The sequence below is a fragment of the Flavobacterium sp. NKUCC04_CG genome, from assembly GCF_019345525.1.
Lineage (GTDB): Bacteria > Bacteroidota > Bacteroidia > Flavobacteriales > Flavobacteriaceae > Flavobacterium.
Map to the genome: position 1 here is coordinate 183,592 of NZ_JAHKRA010000005.1, position 19,098 is coordinate 202,689.

Below are 19,098 nucleotides of genomic sequence, written 5' to 3' on the forward strand. Positions count from 1 at the left end.
CAAATATAAAACAAAAAAATCTATTCATAAAAAAAAAACAGCTTATTTCAATTAAAAGTATAACTTTATTAAAATTAACACTAGTTTTAACATTTTATTTAATGATTATAAAGGTTTTTTATAGAAACTACCCCCAAGCCTATGTACATTTCAAAAATTTTCGTCACTGTCGATTGTGTTGTATTAACAAGTGAAGAATCTGGTTACCAGATATTATTAATAAAGCGAAAAAACGAGCCGTATAAAGATTCCTGGGCTTTACCCGGTGGATTTGTTGATGAAAATGAAGCGCTAGAAGTTGCTGCTGCGCGCGAACTAGAGGAGGAGACAAGTATTAAAGCAACCGAACTCCTACAAATTGGCGCTTTTGGAAAACCATTTCGAGACCCGCGTTCACATATTGTTAGTATAGCTTATTTTACTTTACTAAAAGAGAAAGTTCCGGCCAAAGCCCAAGATGATGCTAAAGAAGTTGGTTGGTTTTCTATTAATAACTTACCTTTGCTGGCCTTTGATCATGCGGAAATTATTTCAACCGCTTTAAACAAATTTATAAATGACCAATATATATAGGAGTAGAAGGTGGGTAAAACCAGAAGACTTAAATGCCAACAGTACTTTGTTTGGTGGAACCTTATTAGCTTGGATCTCTGAAGAAGCGGCTTCTATGGCTATCATCGATTTAGAGAACAACAAAATTGTTTCCAAACACATGTCGGCTATTGATTTTCTGAGTACGGCCAAACAGTCTGATATCATCGAGATTCAACTGAAAGTAACGCGTTATGGAACCACATCCATTACCATGACCTGTCAAGTCTTTAACGCAATGACCAATGAATTGATCATTACGGTTGAATCCATTACCATGGTTAATTTGGGCGAAGACGGCAAACCCGCAGCGCACGGAGTAACTAAAACCAAATCTTTTTTATAATTTTCAATACGCTTTAGCATGACCAACAATAATATTTATAAGTCGCGAAAATGGGTTAAACCAGAGGATTTAAACGCAAACAGTACCTTATTTGGAGGGCGTTTGTTAGCCTGGATTGACGAAGAAGCCGCCTTATTTGCCGTTTTAATCTTGAAAAACAGAAGAGTGGTGACCAAATACATGACTGAAATTAATTTTATGAGTTCTGCTCGTCAGTCCGATATCATTGAAATTCAATTTGAAATCACGAAATTCGGAAAAACATCCTTGCAAATTAAATGTTCAGTTTTTAACATTATGACTAAAGAAACCATCATTACTGTAGAAGCTATTACGATGGTACATTTAGGTGAAGATGGAAAACCTTCGCCTCATGGACTTACTGATCTGGGTTGGTTTTAGTTTGCAAATTTGTCCAAATCTACAGCAGAGGGTAATTCGTAAATTTCCAAATCAAAATAGGGGACAGCTGCTATAAAATGATCGAATATGTCGGCCATTATAGCCTCGTGATTCACCCAGGTTTTATCTAGCGTAAAAGCATATATCTCCAATGGAATTCCCTTTTCTGTAGGTTGTAAATGGCGAACTAAAGTGGTCAATTCCTTATTTAAACCGGTATGATTGGCTAAATATTGGTTCATATACTTTCTCAATAATCCCAAATTGGTCATGTTTCGACCGTTGATATGGAGTTTTTTATTGATTTTGTGTTTGGTATTGTAGTTATGGATATCAGCTTGACGGTGTTCTATAAAAGCCGCTACCAACTCAATTTCTTTATAGCGTTCTAAGTCGGCGTCGGTTAAAAATTTAACGCTGTTTTCTTTGATGTATAAAGCGCGCTTAATACGCCTACCTCCAGAATTAAACATTCCTCTCCAGTTTTTAAAAGAATCTGAAATTAAACTGTAAGTCGGTATGGTAGTAGTAGTGTTATCAAAATTACGAACCAAAACAGTAACTAGATTGATTTCCATAACATAACCGTCTGCTCCAAATTTTTCACTGGTAATCCAATCGCCAATTCGCACCGTGTCGTTTAAGGTTACTTGAATGCTCGCAATAAAGCCCAATATACTGTCTCTAAAAACCAATATAGTTATAGCCGACAGTGCTCCAAAAGCCGTTAATAAATCCCTGAAATTGGTACTAAACGTATTTAATAGAATGGAAATAACTGTAAAAATCCACAAAAAAGTTATAAAAACTTGTGCTTGATTATCTATGGGTTTATCGAGAAATCTCGGTTTGGTTTTTAGGTAATCTCGTATGGAAAATACGATGCTTTTTAAAATGTATAAGGTTAATATGGAGACAATTACAAAATACAATTTATTCCAAAGCATTAACTCTTCGAATTCTTTTAAATAAATGTATTTTAAGGAATTATTTACTAAACTTAATGGAATAAGATGTGCCAAATAGGCATAAGCCTTATTCTGTACTAAATAAACATGGAAACGAAAACGAGAGCGGCTTGAAATAAACTTGGAAAAAGTATAAATAACTTTTTTTAAAATATAATCGAGTAAAAAACCTATGGCAAGTGCTAAAACCGTATTGATTACTAGAATTATAGAATCCACAACATCAGGCTGTAAATTCAATTCACTTAATACGTTTTTTACCCAACTATATGGAATCATATTCTAATTTAAATTAAGACGGCGATTCCGTTTTTAACATTTTGAACTCCACATAAAAAGTCCCAAAAGGTATGATAGAAGCAATGCAAATTAAGAAATATTTGGACCAGCTCCATTTTTCATCAAACTTAAGTACCGTAGCCATTACAATATAAGCAATAAATAGAAGTCCATGAGCCATTCCAACAGGACCAACCAATTCTGGTTTATCCATAAAATACTTCATAGGCATAGCTATAAAAAATAAAGCCAACAGGGAAATCCCTTCCAAAAAAGCGATAATTTTAAAAATTTTCAACATGAAAAAAATGATTTTATAAGGTTATGAGTTTAGTGTACTAAAATACATTTAAAAAAAAGAAAACAAATGATTTTTACAAAAAAAGGCTCGGGAATTATCCTGAGCCTCTATAATTTATGATCGCTTTAAGAAATTTATGCTTCTTGAAGTTTTGAGTTGTATTCTTTTAAATCAGCCACGTTATGTTTGTTACTTAAGTCAGTAAACAAAGAAAGGATATACTGTAAGCTTTCCATATTGTTTTCCGTTACAGTTACTTTTTCCGTTTCGATTGGATTTTCTTCGTCTATAGGTTCATCTGAAGGAATATCAATCAAGAATGCACCATTTGCCAAGACGTGTTCATATGTCAAACGAATTGCTTTTACCAATATAGGATTTTCTTCTAAGAGTGCAAATTCTCTTAATTTTTTTAAGTCGGTAACAAAATCTTCTACAACAAGTCCGTTAGCAATTAAATCTGACTGAACTTTCTTGATTAATTTTTGTGCATGAGAGTTTTCCACTGTAATATCTTTAAATTAAAAAATCATTTTGGTTTGCAAAAATAATCTTTTCTAATTTGATTACTATTAAATTAGAATATTTTTATTGACAATAACTGTTTTTTTTAATGCACAAGATTTATTTAAATAAAAATCAGTACAGTTTTTATAGAAACCATATTTTAGACAGACAATATGCGCATAAAGTACTATCTGAGATTTTTATTTGTTTATATAGATCACCAATTGATTAAAGGAGGTTTTTACCTTCTCTAATTGCAGATATGAATATGAACTATAATATATATTATGTAAAATAGAAAAAGAAATCCCCTGCATCGTTTACAATAACCACTAGACTTTCTAAACTACCGGTTTTTTGTAAGTCCAATTTCTTTACATTTACGATCTTAAATATAGTTGTACATGATCTATCTAATTTTAAGCATATTGTGTAGCGTTTCCGTTGGTGTGCTTTTAAAAATATCTAAAAACAAAGGAACCAATATTTTCCAAATGGTTAGCGTCAATTATTTAGTTGCGTTGATTTTGTGTTATAATTTATTTCCCATAGATCTTTCCAATATTCCAACAGATTTACCTTGGCACATATTAATTCCACTGAGTTTATTATTACCGACTATATTTGTAATTTTATTTCATTCCGTTAATCAAGTTGGCATTATAAAAACGGATATCGCACAACGATTATCATTAGTTATTCCGATTCTAGCGGCCATACTAATTTTTCAAGAACAAATTACGCTCTTAAAATACCTCGGACTGGCTTTCGGATTGACAGCGATATATTTTACGTTAAATAAAAAAGATTTAAGCGCTAAAGCGGACAAAAATTCAGCTTTGTTTCCTTTATTTGTTTTTATTGGGTTTGGAGTAATTGATGTGTTTTTTAAGCAGATAGCACTATATACAACGCTTCCATATACCACCTCGCTTTTTTATGTTTTTGCTTTTTCACTATTGGTATCGCTGTTAATCAACGTTTACAAAATCTTTGTAAAAGGAGCTGTATTGAGTTTAAAGAATTTGTATTTCGGCCTTCCTTTAGGAATACTAAATTTTTTAAATATTTACTTTTACTTAAAAGCCCATACTTTGTTTTCAGACAATCCAACAACGGTATTTGCCATGATGAATTTTGGAGTGATACTTTTGGGAACGCTGATTGGTGTAGTCGTATTTAAAGAAAGTTTATCCAAAAAAAACATGTTTGGTTTGCTTTTAGCCATAATAGCCATAAGCCTCATTGCTAGCGCACAGTATTTAACCTAAAAAGGGTAGGAAAACCACTGTCTCCCTACCCTTTTATATTTAAGAATGATTATAACTACTTGTTTTTCAAAGCAATTATATTATCTATACTTTCTGGATTAATCAAAGTAGAGATATCACCAAAATTGTCCGTATCTCCTTTGGCAATAGCGCGTAATATTCTGCGCATAATTTTTCCAGAACGGGTTTTTGGCAAACTTTCCACAAACTCTATTTTATCCAATTTGGCAATCGCACCGATATGACTCGATACGTAGTTATTGATTTCTTTGGTTAAGTTCTCGCGATCTCGGTATTCTCCTTGTACTTTTAAGGTTATAAAACCGTATAAAGCTTGTCCTTTGATATCGTGTGGATAACCAACAACAGCACTTTCCGCAACTGCAGGGTGTTCGCTAATCGCATCTTCGATTGGAGCGGTACCCAAATTATGACCTGACACTATAACTACATCATCGGTTCTACCCGTTATTCTATAATAACCTACTTCATCTCTTAAAGCACCATCACCCGTAAAGTATTTTCCGGGAAATTTCGTAAAATAAGTTTCTATATATCTTTGGTGATCTCCCCAAATGGTTCGAGCCATTGCTGGCCAAGGAAATTTAATACACAGATTGCCATCTACTTGATTATCTTCAATTTCGTTTCTTTTATCGTCCATCAAAACCGGCTGAATTCCCGGTAAAGGCAAAGTCGCATAAGTTGGTTTTGTAGGAGTTATAAAAGGCAAAGCAGAAATTAAGATACTTCCCGTTTCCGTTTGCCACCAAGTATCGACTATAGGACATTTTTTCTTACCTACATGATCGTTGTACCAGTGCCAAGCTTCTTCATTTAAAGGCTCTCCAACAGAACCAATTACGCGTAAACTCGACAAATCGTGTTTGTTTACATAACTGTAATCTTGAGTCATCAACGAGCGAATTGCTGTTGGTGCTGTATAAAACTGAGTAATTTTATACTTATCGATGATATCCCAAAAACGACTGTAGGTTGGATAGGACGGTATCCCCTCAAAGAGCACTGTTGTTGCTCCATTTAGCAAAGGACCATACAATATATAAGAGTGGCCTGTAATCCAACCAATATCTGCAGTACACCAAAATATATCGGTGTCTTGATAATCAAAAATATTTTTAAAAGAATAGGCCGTTTGAACCATATAACCTGCGGTTGTATGCACCATTCCTTTTGGTTGTCCTGTAGAACCCGATGTGTATAAAATAAATAGGGGATCTTCTGCATCCATAACTACGGCCACATGATTGGGTACAGCTTCTTCCAATAAAGGCGCCAACCATAAATCTCTATCGGCTTTCATCGTAATTGGTGTATGGGTTCGTTTTACGACCAACACCCTTTCAACTGACGGACAATCTTGTAAGGCTTCGTCAATTAATGGTTTTACAGCAATCACTTTATTGCCTCTAAAATTACCATCAGAGGTAATGACTAATTTACAACCAGCATCATTAACTCTTTTGCTTACCGCAGAAGAAGAGAAACCCGCAAAAATAACACTGTGAATAGCACCAATACGTGCACAAGCCAACATACTTACGGCTAATTCGGGTATCATCGGTAAGTAAATACATACGCGATCGCCTTTTTTAATGCCTTGATCTTGTAAAACATTAGCCATTTTAGTGACTCTACTATACAATTCGTTGTAAGTAATGTGTTCTGCGGCCTCATTCGGATCGTTGGGTTCAAAGATAATAGCGGTCTTCTCGCCTCTTTTAGCCAAATGACGGTCAATGCAGTTTTTAGTAATATTTAATTTTGCATTTGTAAACCATTTAAAATCAGCCTCCACCATATCGAACTCAAACACCTTATCCCAAGCTTGGTACCAAACAAAATTTTCTTCTGCAATTTTACTCCAGAATTTTCTAGGCTCTCGAACTGACTTTTTATAGTGTTTAAAATACTGTTCTAAATTTTCGATTTTATAATAACTCATTCTTTTAAATGAAATTTAAATTAAAGACTCTACATATTTTATAAAAATAATGCTTTTAAAAAAAACATACAACGTTTTTAAGATAGTTTTTCAACACATAAGGGTTAAAATAGCGATCTCTTCAAAAAATCTTATTACTTTTAGCTCGAATCAAAAAAATCAAACATGATATTTAATAGTAAAGTTCTTTTAGGAGTACTCGTAAGCTCCGGTTTGTTGACAGTTTCTTGTGACAAAAAAGCAGAAAAATCCGATTGGAATGAAAACAACCCCTTTTTTGCTCCAAGTACTCTCGCTTATCAAACCACTGATTTTAGTAAAATTAAAAATGAAGATTTCAAACCGGCACTTTTGGAAGGAATGCGTCAACAGTTGGAGGAAATTAAAATGATAACTTCTAATAAAGAAGCAGCTACTTTTGAGAATACCTTGGTAGCTTTGGAAAAAACCGGACAACTACTTATGCGTGCAAATAATGTATTTGGCTTATTAACCGGAGCAGATACCAATGAGGAGCTTCAAAAAGTAGAAGAGGAATTAGCTAAAAATTTTGCAGCTCATAATGATGCTATTTATTTAAATAATGCGTTGTTTGATCGAATTAAAACCCTTTATAATCAAAAAGCAGATTTAAAACTCGATGCAGAAGGCATCCGATTATTAGATCATTATTATGATGCGTTTGTATTGGCAGGTGCTAATTTATCAGACGACAACAAAGAAAAACTAAAGGTGATTAACGGTGAAATCGCAACCTTAAACACGCAGTTTTCCAATCAATTATTAGCCGCTACTAAGGCTGGTGGCGTTCGCTTTAAAAAAGAAGAACTCGAAGGTTTAGATGCAAACACCTTAAGTTCGTACCTACAGGAAGACGGTAGTTATTTAATCAGTTTAATCAATACCACTCAGCAACCGGATTTAATCAGTATGGCTAATAAGGATAGTCGTGCTAAATTATTTCATGCTTCTTGGACCAGAGCAGAGAAAAACGATGCCAATGATACCCGTGCAGCTATTTTAAAAATCGTTGCCAAGCGAGCTGAAAAAGCCCAACTTTTAGGTTATCAAAACTATGCTCAATGGAGTTTAAAAGATCAAATGGCCCAAACACCAGAAGCCGTAAACAACTTGTTGGGACAATTGATTCCAGCGGCTACTGCTATCGCTAAACAAGAAGCACACGATATTCAAAACCTAATCAATAGCGAAGGAAATCCCTTTGAACTAACCGCAGCTGATTGGGATTTTTATGGCGAAAAAATACGCAAATCCAAATACAATCTTGACGAAAATGAAATCAAACCTTATTTTGAGGTAAATACCGTTTTGGAGAAAGGGGTTTTCTATATGGCCGAACAGTTATATGGCATTACTTTTAAAAAACGTACCGATCTACCCGTATGGAATAAGGATGTAGTAGTCTATGAATTGTTTAACGATGATAAAACTTCTATTGGATTGTTTTACGGAGACTTTTATAAAAGAGATTCCAAACGAGGTGGTGCTTGGATGAGCAATATAGTTGGTCAATCGAAATTATTAAACAGCAAACCGGTTATCTATAATGTGTCCAATTTTACTAAACCGGCTGAAGGACAACCTGCATTAATCAGTTTTGATGATGTGACGACAATGTTTCATGAATTCGGACATGCCTTACACGGTTTCTTTGCCGATCAAACCTATCCTACTTTATCCGGTACTAATGTATCGCGCGATTTTGTAGAATTTCCGTCACAATTTCACGAGCACTTTGCCGTGATTCCTGCTGTGCTTAAAAATTACGCTATTCACAACAAAACTGGAGAAGTAATGCCAGATGCTTTGTTGCAAAAAATGCTCAATGCCATGAGTTTTAATAAAGGTTATGCCATGACAGAAATGTTAGCAGCCACTTCCTTAGATATGTCTTGGCATACTTTAGGTGTAGATGCTTCTATAAAGGATGTCGATCAATTCGAAAAACAAGCCTTAATAGACAAAGGAGTAGATTTGCCACAGGTTCCTCCGAGATACCGTTCTTCTTATTTTAGCCATATTTTCTCCGGTGGTTATGCTGCGGGATATTATGCCTATTTATGGGCGGAAATGCTTGATCACGATGCGTACAGCTGGTTGGTAGAAAACGGTGGAATGACCCGTCAAAACGGACAAAAATTAAGAGATGAAGTTTTTTCCAAGGGTAATTCAGAAGAATTGTCCAAGTTGTATAAAAGCTTTAGAGGTCAAGATCCTTCGATTACTCCGATGTTAAAAGCAAGGGGTTTAATCAAATAAATTCTATTTATGATCAAAACACAAAAGGCTGCCTCAATTAGAGACAGCCTTTTTATGTTTATACTACAATTACTTATTAGTAAATCTCAATTTATAAAATAGTCTATAAAAATTATTTCATTTTCATGTATAACCAAGCTCTTTTGTACTAAAAAAGCTTTTTAAAAAGAGATTGACTTAAAGATTGAACTGCGTGAGTTTCTCCTTTGCTACTTCAAACTCTACTAGTAATTTTTTAAATATATTTTCTACGGTATCAATTTGATGAATAATTCCCGCTATTTGTCCAATTTCCAACTCCCCTTCTACCAAGTCGCCTTCAAACATACCTTTTTTTGCACGTGCTCTTCCTAAATATTCCTTGAGTTGTTCAACACTTGGATTAGTTTGATATAAAGCGGCTAAGCCTTGATAAAATTCATTCTTAATCAATCGAACTGGAGCCAACTCTTTAAGTGTAACCAAGGTATCACCCTCGCCTACTTCTAATAACAAATTTTTAAAATTATCATGAGCAGAACTCTCCACACTGGCAGCGAAACGCGTGCCCATTTGAACACCATCCGCTCCTAATGCCAATACAGCCAAAATGCCTTGTCCTGAACCAATACCTCCCGCTGCTATCAACGGAATGCTCAATTGCTCCTTAACCATTGGAATCAAAGTTAAAGTAGTGGTTTCCTCCCTACCGTTGTGTCCGCCTGCTTCAAAACCTTCTGCAACTACAGCATCTACACCAGCCTCCTGTGCTTTTAAAGCAAATTTCGATGAGCTGACCACATGCACCACCGTGATTCCGTGTTCCTTTAAAAAAGGAGTCCAGGTCTTGGGATTACCCGCCGAGGTAAATACAATCTTTACGCCTTCTTCAACCAAAATATCCATTATTTCAGCTACGTTGGGGTACAACATCGGTACGTTTACACCAAAGGGTTTGTCCGTGGCTTTTTTACATTTTTGAATGTGTTCTCTTAAAACATCTGGATACATAGAGCCAGCTCCGATAAGCCCCAAACCTCCCGCATTGCTAACAGCACTTGCTAATTTATATCCCGAATTCCAAATCATTCCACCTTGAACGATGGGATACTGAATACCAAAAAGTTGCGTTATTTTATTCTCCATAAATTATTTTTTTGAAATTACTCCTGAGCCTATTAACTCATCTTCCAAATGCCAAGATACGAATTGTCCTTCAGTTATTGCCGATTGTGGTTCGTCAAATCGCACATACATTCCGTCTTCAAATTGATAAAGCGTTGCTTTTTGAAGGGGTTGACGATAGCGAATACGAGCCATAATAGCTTTGCTATCTCCGTTTTTCATTTTTAAATCTTCTCTAATCCAATGCACTTCATCCGCTTGAACAAACAAACTTTGATGAAACAAACCTGGATGATCATGTCCTTGACCGGTATATATAGCGTTTTCCTTTACATCAGTCGCTAGGATAAATAGGGCTTCCGCAGTACCTCCCACATTTAAACCTTTGCGTTGTCCGGTAGTAAAATAGTGTGCACCTTGATGTTTGCCTACTACTTTCCCCATTTGAGGGGTATAGGCAATAGCACGTGATTCGGCTTCCAATTGCTTTTCAAAACTGGTATAACTTACAGCTTCTTGTTGATAAATTGGACTGTTTTTGTCTATTTCATAAATCAAACCTTCTTTGGGTTTGAGTTGTTGTTGTAAAAATTCCGGTAAACGAACTTTACCGATAAAACACAATCCTTGCGAATCCTTTTTATCAGCCGTTATCAAATTCATTTTACTAGCAATCTCACGTACTTCCGACTTTAGTAATTCTCCAATAGGAAATAACGACTTAGCCAATTGTGCTTGCGACAACTGACATAAAAAGTAGGATTGATCCTTATTTGGATCCACTCCTGCCAACAATTGATACGCTTCTTTTTGCGCACCAGACTCATCGATAATATCCAAGGTGCCCTTACGGCAATAATGCCCTGTAGCCACATAATCAGCTCCCAAACTCAAGGCTATTTTCATAAACACATCGAATTTGATTTCACGATTACACAACACATCAGGATTGGGCGTTCTACCCATCTCGTATTCCTTAAACATATAGTCCACTATACGCTCTTTATATTGTTCGCTTAAGTCAACAGTCTGAAAGGGGATACCCAGTTTTTCCGCTACCATAAGGGCATCATTACTATCTTCTAACCAAGGACATTCGTTGGAAATAGTCACGGTATCATCATGCCAGTTTTTCATGAATAATCCGATAACCTCATATCCTTGTTCTTTCAATAAATAGGCTGCGACACTAGAATCTACTCCTCCGGAAAGACCTACAACTACTCTTTTCATATCTCGGATCTTTTATATTGATATGTCTCTGTATATCAAACAGTACTAAGATCAGCACTTGATGAATTTTACAATGACATGGTTTTATTAAAAAATTAAACCGCAAAAATACGACTTTTAATTTTTGAAGTTGCAGTAAATGATAATTGTTCTAAATGGTTATATAGTTTTAAACTATATACAGCTGCCTGAACTTACAACCTATACCATTAGTAAAAAATAAAAATCGCCAAAATTCTCAGCTGCTAATTCAAAAAAGTCTTTTGTTTTATCAAATGCTCTCCAAAATTTAATTTAATTGGTTATTTTAGATAAATATTTACACCTAAAAAATGATGACCAGGACTGCTAAATTTTTATCCTTACTGACACTACTAATGATTTTTACAGGGAAAATCTATGCCCAACACAAAATAACACATCTCTCTGCCACCGAATTGGTGGAAAAGCTTTACAAGGGAGACAAAAGAGCTAGCGTGGTTCAGTATTGGATACCCAATTGTGCCACAGCAGAAAGTCAAGTTCAACAATTTAAAATTTGGCAAGAAACCTATGGCAATCAAATCGATTTTTACTTTATCGGTATTACCAATAAGGATAGTTTAGTTTTAAATCTAATAGACAAAACGAATTACACCTATCCCCTATACATTATTGATGCAACTGTGGATGCCAATCTAAATCAACGAATGCAAACCTTTTCTATGCAATTAAACCAGTTGCTTAAAAGAAAACCACAATCTTTTATTACGTTATATTGGAACAATAAGAAACAAGCGATTCAACTGGATAGAAAAGCTACAATCAACGGAAAAAAATTGACCAAACTACTACAAGGGTAATCACTATTTTTAAAACACTACTATAGTCTCGAAGTGTAAAAAATAGCAACCCTAGCAACCTTAAACTTACGATCGAGCATTTATCTAAACTAAATATAAAAGTCGATTAATACTTTAGTATTCAAAAAAAATTAACTCATTATATTGTATTTGTTAACTGTAATTAATATATAATATTTATATTTAGAATCTAAACCATAAAAATATAATATGAAAAAACTTTTTGCAATGAGCCTTTTCGCTCTAAGTACCCTAAGTATGTTCGGAGGAAACATAGAAAAAAATAATGCAAGTACTCCTGCGCAATCTGAAATCACCGAACAAGTTGGGACTGTCAGCTGTTATCATATTACTATGATTGAACAGTACTACGTTAATCACCAATCAGGCCCGGCAATAACAGTTCTTGATGAGTTTAAATTATACACTGAACAAGGATTTGAACAACGTCTTCAAGAGCTGGATGCTCTGTATATAAATACTTTTAGTTTTAAAACGGGTAACGGAGTGCTTTATACTGTTAGTTCTACAAAATCAAGTATATATAATTGTATTAGTGTAAGCACAAACTAATTATATAAATTGACAAATAAAAAACGGGGCTGTCTTTCCAGACAGCCCCGTTTTGGTATTATATTAATAAATCTTATTTTTTACCTTTTATTTTTTGTTGTTCCTGAGCTTGCTCCATCATCTGTTGCATTTTCTTTTGGAACTTACTTTGTGGACGATCAGTCTTTTTGTTCTCGTCCATTTTGTTTTTCAATTTATTTTCGTTCACGATGTGGTTTTTTATCACATACATGATTCCAATAGTAATCGAGTTGGAAATGAAATAATACAAACTCAAACCAGAAGCGTAGTTATTAAAGAAAAACAACATCATAATTGGAGAGATGTAAATCATCACTTTCATGATTTTACTCATATCCGGCATACCCTCTTGTTGAGGAGCGCTCATCTGTTGATCACCCGTTGTCATTTTCATGTAAAAGAAGATCGCTACCGAAGCCAATAAGGGGAACAAACTGATGTGGTTACCATAAAAAGGAATGGTGAATGGCAAATGTATTACCGCATCAAAGGACGATAAATCGTCTGCCCAAAGGAAACTTTTCTGACGCAAATCAAAAGCTGAAGGGAAAAACTGAAACAACGAATAGAATATCGGTATCTGCAGCAATGCAGGAATACAACCGGCCATCGGATTTACTCCTGCTTTGGAGTATAACTTCATGGTTTCTTGTTGTTTTTTCATTGGGTCATTCTTGAACTTCTCATTCAATTCCGTTACCTCTGGACGAATTACTTTCATCTTAGCTTGTGATAAGTAAGATTTATAAGTAATTGGCGACATAAATAATCTTACTAAAATAGTAAAGACAATAATCGCAATTCCGTGTGGCAAGAAAGAAGTTAACAAATCAAATGCAGGAATGAATAAATACCTGTTAATCCATCCAAAAATTCCCCAACCTAGAGGAACGATTTCATCTAAATTTCTATCGTATGATTTTAATATTTTATAATCTGTAGGACCATAATACAAATTCATATCGTAATTCAATTCACCATTTTTATAATCTAAAGGTAATTTAGCTGCAAAATGTTTGGTGAAAACCGTATCTATTTTTTCATCATTTACCAAGTTTTGAGAATTCAATTCTACAGTAGAAAACGGTGTACTAGTCAATAAAATAGACGTAAAGAAATGTTGCTTAAAAGCGATATAGGTAACGTCTTTTACAATTTTATCATCCGATTTACTCGTAGGACTTAAATGGTTGTCTTTACCTCCTTCGTATTCGTAAGCCAATTGGGTATATCTATTTTCATAAGAAATACTCATCTCGTTTCTATACGTTTTTATTTCCCACTCCAATTGTGGTTTTTTAGACGGATCCACCAATTGATTTAAACCTTGAGTACGAATGGCAAAATCCATCATATAATCACCCGGTTTTAAAACATAACGATATTCCAAAAATTGGTTTTCGCTTGATTTTAAACGCATGGTTAATACTTGATTTTCTCCTTCTTTGGACAACTGAGGCTCAAAATATAAATCTCTAGTATTTAAAGTACGGCTATCCGCAGTTTGAAATTCTAAATTAAATTTGGAATTATTGTTTTTAATCAATTCAACCATTTCGTCAGAATGCTTATTGAATCTTTTAAAATTATTGATTTTAATGTCTTCAATAATACCTCCTTTATTTGAAATACGAATCGTAAGTACATCGTTTTTTAATTCGGTAACTCCGCCTTGAGCCGATGCTAAAGTTGCGCTATAAGCAAAAGCACCTAAAGAAGCTTTTAACTGAGTTAAAGCCAATGAATCTGCAGCAGTTTGATGTCCAGCAATAGCCGATTCTACTTGTTGAGATTGGGCCGTAGTGACTTGTTCTTTTTGGGCTTTTTCATTATCTTTTACAATGGCTTCTTTCTCTTTTCCGATGTTGTTAAACATCATCCAGATCAATAAGGCTGCTATAATGACAAACCCAATAATACTATTACGATCTATTTTTTTTTCTTCCATTACTTGGTGTTACTTATTTCAAATATTTTGAACGTTTATACTAATTCAATTTTGCTGTTATAGTGCAACTCTACTACCGCTATTATTTTAATTTATGTGCAACGGCTGCTTTTACAAATCCCACAAATAAAGGATGTGGTGCCGCTACGGTACTCTTATATTCCGGGTGGAATTGAACACCCACAAAGAAAGGATGGTTTTCCAATTCAACAATTTCTACCAATCCCGTTTTAGGATTAATTCCAGTAGCTTTTAAACCGGCCTTTTCAAATTCACTTAAATAATAATTATTGAATTCGTAACGGTGACGGTGACGTTCGTTAATTAAATTCGATTGGTAGATTTCAAAAGCTTTTGTATCGTTTTTGATTTCACAATCCCATCCGCCCAAACGCATGGTTCCTCCTTTGTCGGTTATGGTTTTTTGCTCTTCCATAAACGTAATCACAGGATAGGTGGTATTGGTATTAACTTCAGTTGAATTGGCATTTTCGTAATGCATCACATTACGAGCATATTCAATCACAGCCATTTGCATTCCCAAACAAATTCCCAAAAAAGGAATATTGTTTTCTCTTGCATATCTAACCGTTTCAATTTTTCCTTCTATACCACGTGATCCAAATCCTGGAGCCACTAATATACCGTCTAAATTCGCTAACTTATCAGCAGCATTTTTAGCAGTTAGGTATTCAGAATGAATACTAATTACATTAACCTTGGTTACATTTTCTGCACCAGCATGAGTAAAAGCTTCTAAAATGGACTTATAACTGTCTTGTAATTCTACATATTTACCTACCAATCCAATGTTTACCGTGTGTTGTGGGTTTTTTAGTTTATGTAAAAACTCGTTCCATTGTACTAAATCAGGTGTGGCTTTTTCTGGGAGATCCAATTTTTTCAAGGCAACGCGATCCAAACCTTCTTCCAACATTAAATTCGGTACTTCATAAATGGTTGAAGCATCGATAGATTGGATTACCGCTTCGCGTTTTACATTGCAAAAAGCAGCCAATTTCTGACGAATCTCTGTTGATAATTCATGCTCCGTTCTACAAACCAATATATCGGCTTTAATACCGCTTTCCATCAAGGTTTTAACCGAGTGTTGCGTCGGTTTTGTTTTTAACTCTCCTGCGGCAGCCAAATAAGGCACTAAAGTCAAATGGATTACTATGGCATTGTTATCACCGAGTTCCCACAATAATTGACGTACCGATTCTATATAAGGCAACGATTCTATATCGCCAACCGTTCCTCCGATTTCCGTAATCACGATATCGTATTTACCGCTTTTACCTAAAAGCAACATACGCTCTTTAATTTCATTGGTGATATGAGGTACCACTTGTACCGTTTTACCCAAAAACTCCCCTCTACGCTCTTTCTCTATTACAGAAAGATATACCCTTCCCGTAGTAACATTGTTAGCCTGTGAAGTAGGAACGTTTAAAAAACGCTCATAATGTCCTAAATCCAAATCGGTTTCAGCTCCATCATCAGTTACAAAACATTCCCCGTGTTCGTAAGGATTTAATGTTCCTGGATCTACGTTAATATAAGGATCAAATTTCTGTATGGTCGATTCGTATCCTCTGGCTTGTAGTAGTTTAGCTAAAGAAGCAGCAATAATGCCTTTTCCCAAGGAAGAGGTAACGCCGCCGGTTACAAAAATATATTTAGTTTGTTTCATCGAATGTTGTGTTGTAGTTGTTAAAAATAAAACTTGGCAAAAGTACGAATTTTTGAATCATACTTCTAATTAATTGTGAGTTTAATATGACGCTTTTGTTGAAGCTACTCCCAATTACCAATTACTTTTTATAGTTGTTTTTAATGTTTTTAATAAGTGATTCCAGTCCGTTTAATTTGATTTCATAAATCAACTGCAACTGCTCGCCCAATTTCCCTTTGGGAAAGCCTTTGTTGTGATACCAAACGACATAATATTCCGGTAAATCTACAAGAAAACGCCCTTCGTATTTTCCGAAAGGCATCTTAGTATGGGCAAGTTCTATTAAATATTGTTGGTTGTTTGTTTGAAGCATTACTTCCAGTTAAATTGTATATCCTTTTCGATATCAGTATGTAAACTTAAAAATACAGGGCAATTCATAGCTACACGTTCCAAAATCACTCTATCCTTTTCGTCTGCAACACCATTCACGACAAAACGAACAGTAACCTTTGAAATCATTCTAGGGCTTTCTCGCATTTCTTTAAAGACTTCTGCGCTGGAGTTCGAAATATCCAAACCCATACTTTTTGCTTTAATTCCCATTATGGTAAACATACAACTCGCTACTGCATTGGCAACCAAGTCGGTTGGCGAAAAAGCCTCTCCTCTACCTTGGTTATCTAGCGGTGCATCAGAAATAATAGATTGACCCGAACGCAAATGCACAGACTCGGTTCTTAAATCTCCTAAGTATTTTACTATTGACAACATTATTTTATAATTTTTACGGTTAGATCCTCATCGTAATACAACAAATATACTCCTTGGTTATACACTCCTCCATTTACAGTGGAATAAGCAAATTTATTCTCAACTTGTTGGGTGGTATATTTTGAAATGGTCTCTTCGAAATCTTCATTTTGGAACATTCTCGAAATCACGTCAAATGTAACATCAAAACCACGAGTGGCATAACGATTTGGATAGATATTGTTTTCCTTTTTATACATTTTAGCAAAACGAGTACCGTTTTCACTTTCATTCTCACGGGTTACCGATGCATACATCAATTTGAGTTTTGTCAAAGCATTTAAAGATATTTCAGTATAGTCAAAAACTTCGTTTTTATCAAATGTAGCCAATTGAATATCATGTGTAGCCAACTTGGAAATCAAGGCATTTGTCGTACTTAAGGCCGTTTGAATACTACCGGTATCCAAAATAACAAAATTCTTGGTTGAAGTACTTAGATAATCAGCTACTTTAGATGCTTCCGAACCGTTTAACACTTTGATATTGGGATAATTTTGCTGTAAAAAACTTTTGGTCGAGGTTTTCTTTTCATCGACAATAACGACTATCTTCCCCTTTTGACTCAACATATAATCAACCATATATCTTTTTAAGTCATCTGAATTGGGCATCGTCTGAATCAAGTTTGGCCCCGACTTACCCTTCTCCGTTGACAAAGGAGATACTAAAACAACCTTACTTTCCTTAATTAAGGCAGCGGTCTGAATCACGTTTTTCTGGAAAAACGGACCAATAATAACATCGGTCGCACTAAAGTTTTCACTGGAAAACAGATTGGATACTTCTGAAGTGGAACTGGTCTCTTTAGAATCGTAAATTCTAACCTTTAAAGGCAACCCCAATGTCTTTGCCGAATCAATAGCTATTAGAGCACCGGAGTAAAAATCCAAAGTCATGTTTAAAAAAGCATCTTTTTTTAACTTTTCCTGAATATCGTCTTTGGCTATATTAATTTTATGGGCATTAAAAGGCAACAACAAAACCAATTCTTTGGATTTGTTCTTGTCTAGGGAGCGGGTTAAATCTTTATAAGAGCCCGAACTGTAGGTTGTCGTTTTTGAACCGCTAGCAGCTATCCCTTTTTCTGAAGCCGACCCAGGTACTTTTAAAGTCATACCCACGCGTAGTCCATAACTCAACTCTGGATTTAATGCCAACAATTGCTCTGGAGAAATCTGATATTCTTTACTTAAGTTAAAAATAGTTTCTTTGGGCTCAACTACTATTTCCTTGTAAGTTACAGTATTAGTAGTTTTTACATCATTTACCTTAAGTGTTTCTTTAGGTTCTTTTTTCGAAGGTACTATTAAAGCTTGCCCTTCCACTAAACCTTGAGTTTTTAATAATGGATTCAATTCATACAGCTGCTGTATTGATGTTTGATACTCAATAGCTAATCCATATACCGTTTCCTTAGGCCCTACTACAATTGTTTTGGTATTTGAAGGTAGATACTCCTTAACCACTTGAGCAGAGGAAGCGACTAAAGTATCCAATTTAGCGATCGGCTTTACAGCTACCGCTGCCGTAATAGCGGGCTCCAAATGGATTATTTCCCCCGATTTAAGTCCGTTTTCTTTTAAACCCGGATTTAAGCGGTACAATTCGTCTATGGAAATTTGATACTTTTTGGAAATGCCATAAAGCGTCTCCTTACTTTCCACCAAATGATTTTTAGACGTTGAAGTTACCGTTGAAATACCGCCTTTTTCAGAATTCGAAACCACGGGAATTAACAAAACAGCCTTTTCTTGCAATCCGCTTTCAACTTCTGGATTGTATTTTAAAATATCCTTTACCCCAACACTGTATTGCTTGGCAATATCCGTAAGGGTTTCTCCTTTATTAACTCTGTGCTGCTTAAAAGTTACGGTTTGAGCCTGTACACTCATAACGCCGCTCAAAGTCAAAATTGCAAGGCTACTTAAAAACTTCTTTTTCATTTCTTTTGTGTTTATAAGTGAATAAGTCG

General features: G+C 35.0%; 18 protein-coding genes. 7 read left to right on the plus strand and 11 right to left on the minus strand.

Translation table 11 applies throughout. The features are described 5' to 3' along the window. Nucleotides 1-141: 141 nt before the first annotated feature. The 3 genes from KO524_RS05895 to KO524_RS05905 are packed head-to-tail and all read left to right on the plus strand — an operon-like array spanning nucleotide 142 to nucleotide 1,339. Nucleotides 142-573, plus strand: coding sequence for an NUDIX hydrolase (locus tag KO524_RS05895; protein WP_219291654.1), 432 nt, complete (start codon nucleotides 142-144; stop codon nucleotides 571-573). Continuing rightward, nucleotides 557-937: an acyl-CoA thioesterase gene (locus KO524_RS05900; protein WP_219291657.1), complete on the plus strand. Its 381-nt coding sequence runs from the start codon at nucleotides 557-559 to the stop codon at nucleotides 935-937. The genes KO524_RS05895 and KO524_RS05900 overlap by 17 nt, the downstream gene beginning before the upstream one ends. Before the next feature lie 18 nt (nucleotides 938-955). Then, entirely contained in the window at nucleotides 956-1,339 is a 384-nt protein-coding gene (locus KO524_RS05905) for an acyl-CoA thioesterase (RefSeq protein ID WP_219291661.1), read from the plus strand. On the opposite strand, the gene KO524_RS05910 is transcribed toward KO524_RS05905, so the two are convergent. The 3 genes from KO524_RS05910 to KO524_RS05920 all read right to left on the minus strand — a co-directional run bounded on the left by KO524_RS05910 (nucleotide 1,336) and on the right by KO524_RS05920 (nucleotide 3,393). Further along, the gene (locus KO524_RS05910) at nucleotides 1,336-2,586 is read right to left on the minus strand and encodes a mechanosensitive ion channel family protein (RefSeq protein ID WP_219291665.1); all 1,251 of its coding nucleotides are present in this window, start codon (nucleotides 2,584-2,586) and stop codon (nucleotides 1,336-1,338) included. The two genes, KO524_RS05905 and KO524_RS05910, sit on opposite strands and share 4 nt — an antisense overlap. Before the next feature lie 13 nt (nucleotides 2,587-2,599). Beyond that, the gene (locus KO524_RS05915; protein WP_219291668.1) at nucleotides 2,600-2,887 is read right to left on the minus strand and encodes a DUF3817 domain-containing protein; all 288 of its coding nucleotides are present in this window, start codon (nucleotides 2,885-2,887) and stop codon (nucleotides 2,600-2,602) included. Nucleotides 2,888-3,021: 134 nt separating this feature from the next. Beyond that, a complete protein-coding gene (locus tag KO524_RS05920; RefSeq protein WP_219291671.1) occupies nucleotides 3,022-3,393 on the minus strand; it encodes a hypothetical protein in 372 nt (123 codons plus the stop codon). 405 nt (nucleotides 3,394-3,798) lie between these two features. Between KO524_RS05920 and KO524_RS05925 the strand changes: the two genes are divergently transcribed. Then, a complete protein-coding gene (locus KO524_RS05925) occupies nucleotides 3,799-4,665 on the plus strand; it encodes a DMT family transporter (RefSeq protein WP_219291674.1) in 867 nt (288 codons plus the stop codon). A 55-nt stretch (nucleotides 4,666-4,720) separates the two neighbouring features. On the opposite strand, the gene acs is transcribed toward KO524_RS05925, so the two are convergent. Continuing rightward, complete coding sequence (acs, locus tag KO524_RS05930) at nucleotides 4,721-6,631, minus strand: acetate--CoA ligase (RefSeq protein ID WP_219291677.1); 1,911 nt, start codon at nucleotides 6,629-6,631, stop codon at nucleotides 4,721-4,723. Nucleotides 6,632-6,796: 165 nt separating this feature from the next. On the opposite strand from acs, the gene KO524_RS05935 reads away from it, so the two are divergent. Continuing rightward, nucleotides 6,797-8,911 (plus strand): M3 family metallopeptidase, encoded by a 2,115-nt coding sequence (locus KO524_RS05935; RefSeq protein WP_255555158.1) that lies wholly within the window; start codon nucleotides 6,797-6,799, stop codon nucleotides 8,909-8,911. A gap of 177 nt (nucleotides 8,912-9,088) precedes the next feature. Here the strand turns inward: KO524_RS05935 and KO524_RS05940 are convergent, their stop codons facing one another. Continuing rightward, complete coding sequence (locus KO524_RS05940; RefSeq protein WP_219291680.1) at nucleotides 9,089-10,036, minus strand: nitronate monooxygenase family protein; 948 nt, start codon at nucleotides 10,034-10,036, stop codon at nucleotides 9,089-9,091. A gap of 3 nt (nucleotides 10,037-10,039) precedes the next feature. Then, nucleotides 10,040-11,248, minus strand: coding sequence for a tRNA 2-thiouridine(34) synthase MnmA (gene mnmA / locus KO524_RS05945; RefSeq protein WP_219291683.1), 1,209 nt, complete (start codon nucleotides 11,246-11,248; stop codon nucleotides 10,040-10,042). A 332-nt stretch (nucleotides 11,249-11,580) separates the two neighbouring features. Between mnmA and KO524_RS05950 the strand changes: the two genes are divergently transcribed. Then, a complete protein-coding gene (locus tag KO524_RS05950; protein WP_219291686.1) occupies nucleotides 11,581-12,090 on the plus strand; it encodes a hypothetical protein in 510 nt (169 codons plus the stop codon). Between the two features lie 210 nt (nucleotides 12,091-12,300). Beyond that, a complete protein-coding gene (locus KO524_RS05955) occupies nucleotides 12,301-12,663 on the plus strand; it encodes a hypothetical protein (protein ID WP_219291688.1) in 363 nt (120 codons plus the stop codon). A gap of 73 nt (nucleotides 12,664-12,736) precedes the next feature. Here KO524_RS05955 and yidC read toward each other — a convergent pair whose 3' ends face one another. The 5 genes from yidC to KO524_RS05980 form a co-directional block, all read right to left on the minus strand. After that, the gene (yidC, locus tag KO524_RS05960) at nucleotides 12,737-14,632 is read right to left on the minus strand and encodes a membrane protein insertase YidC (protein WP_219291691.1); all 1,896 of its coding nucleotides are present in this window, start codon (nucleotides 14,630-14,632) and stop codon (nucleotides 12,737-12,739) included. Between the two features lie 82 nt (nucleotides 14,633-14,714). Next, nucleotides 14,715-16,328, minus strand: coding sequence for a CTP synthase (locus KO524_RS05965; protein ID WP_219291694.1), 1,614 nt, complete (start codon nucleotides 16,326-16,328; stop codon nucleotides 14,715-14,717). Nucleotides 16,329-16,449: 121 nt separating this feature from the next. Further along, complete coding sequence (locus KO524_RS05970) at nucleotides 16,450-16,683, minus strand: DUF3820 family protein (protein ID WP_219291696.1); 234 nt, start codon at nucleotides 16,681-16,683, stop codon at nucleotides 16,450-16,452. Next, entirely contained in the window at nucleotides 16,683-17,084 is a 402-nt protein-coding gene (locus KO524_RS05975; RefSeq protein WP_219291699.1) for an OsmC family protein, read from the minus strand. The genes KO524_RS05970 and KO524_RS05975 overlap by 1 nt, the downstream gene beginning before the upstream one ends. After that, nucleotides 17,084-19,069, minus strand: a complete 1,986-nt coding sequence (locus KO524_RS05980; RefSeq protein ID WP_219291702.1) for a LysM peptidoglycan-binding domain-containing protein — start codon at nucleotides 19,067-19,069, stop codon at nucleotides 17,084-17,086. Before KO524_RS05980 ends, KO524_RS05975 begins: the two co-directional genes overlap by 1 nt. Nucleotides 19,070-19,098 lie beyond the last annotated feature (29 nt).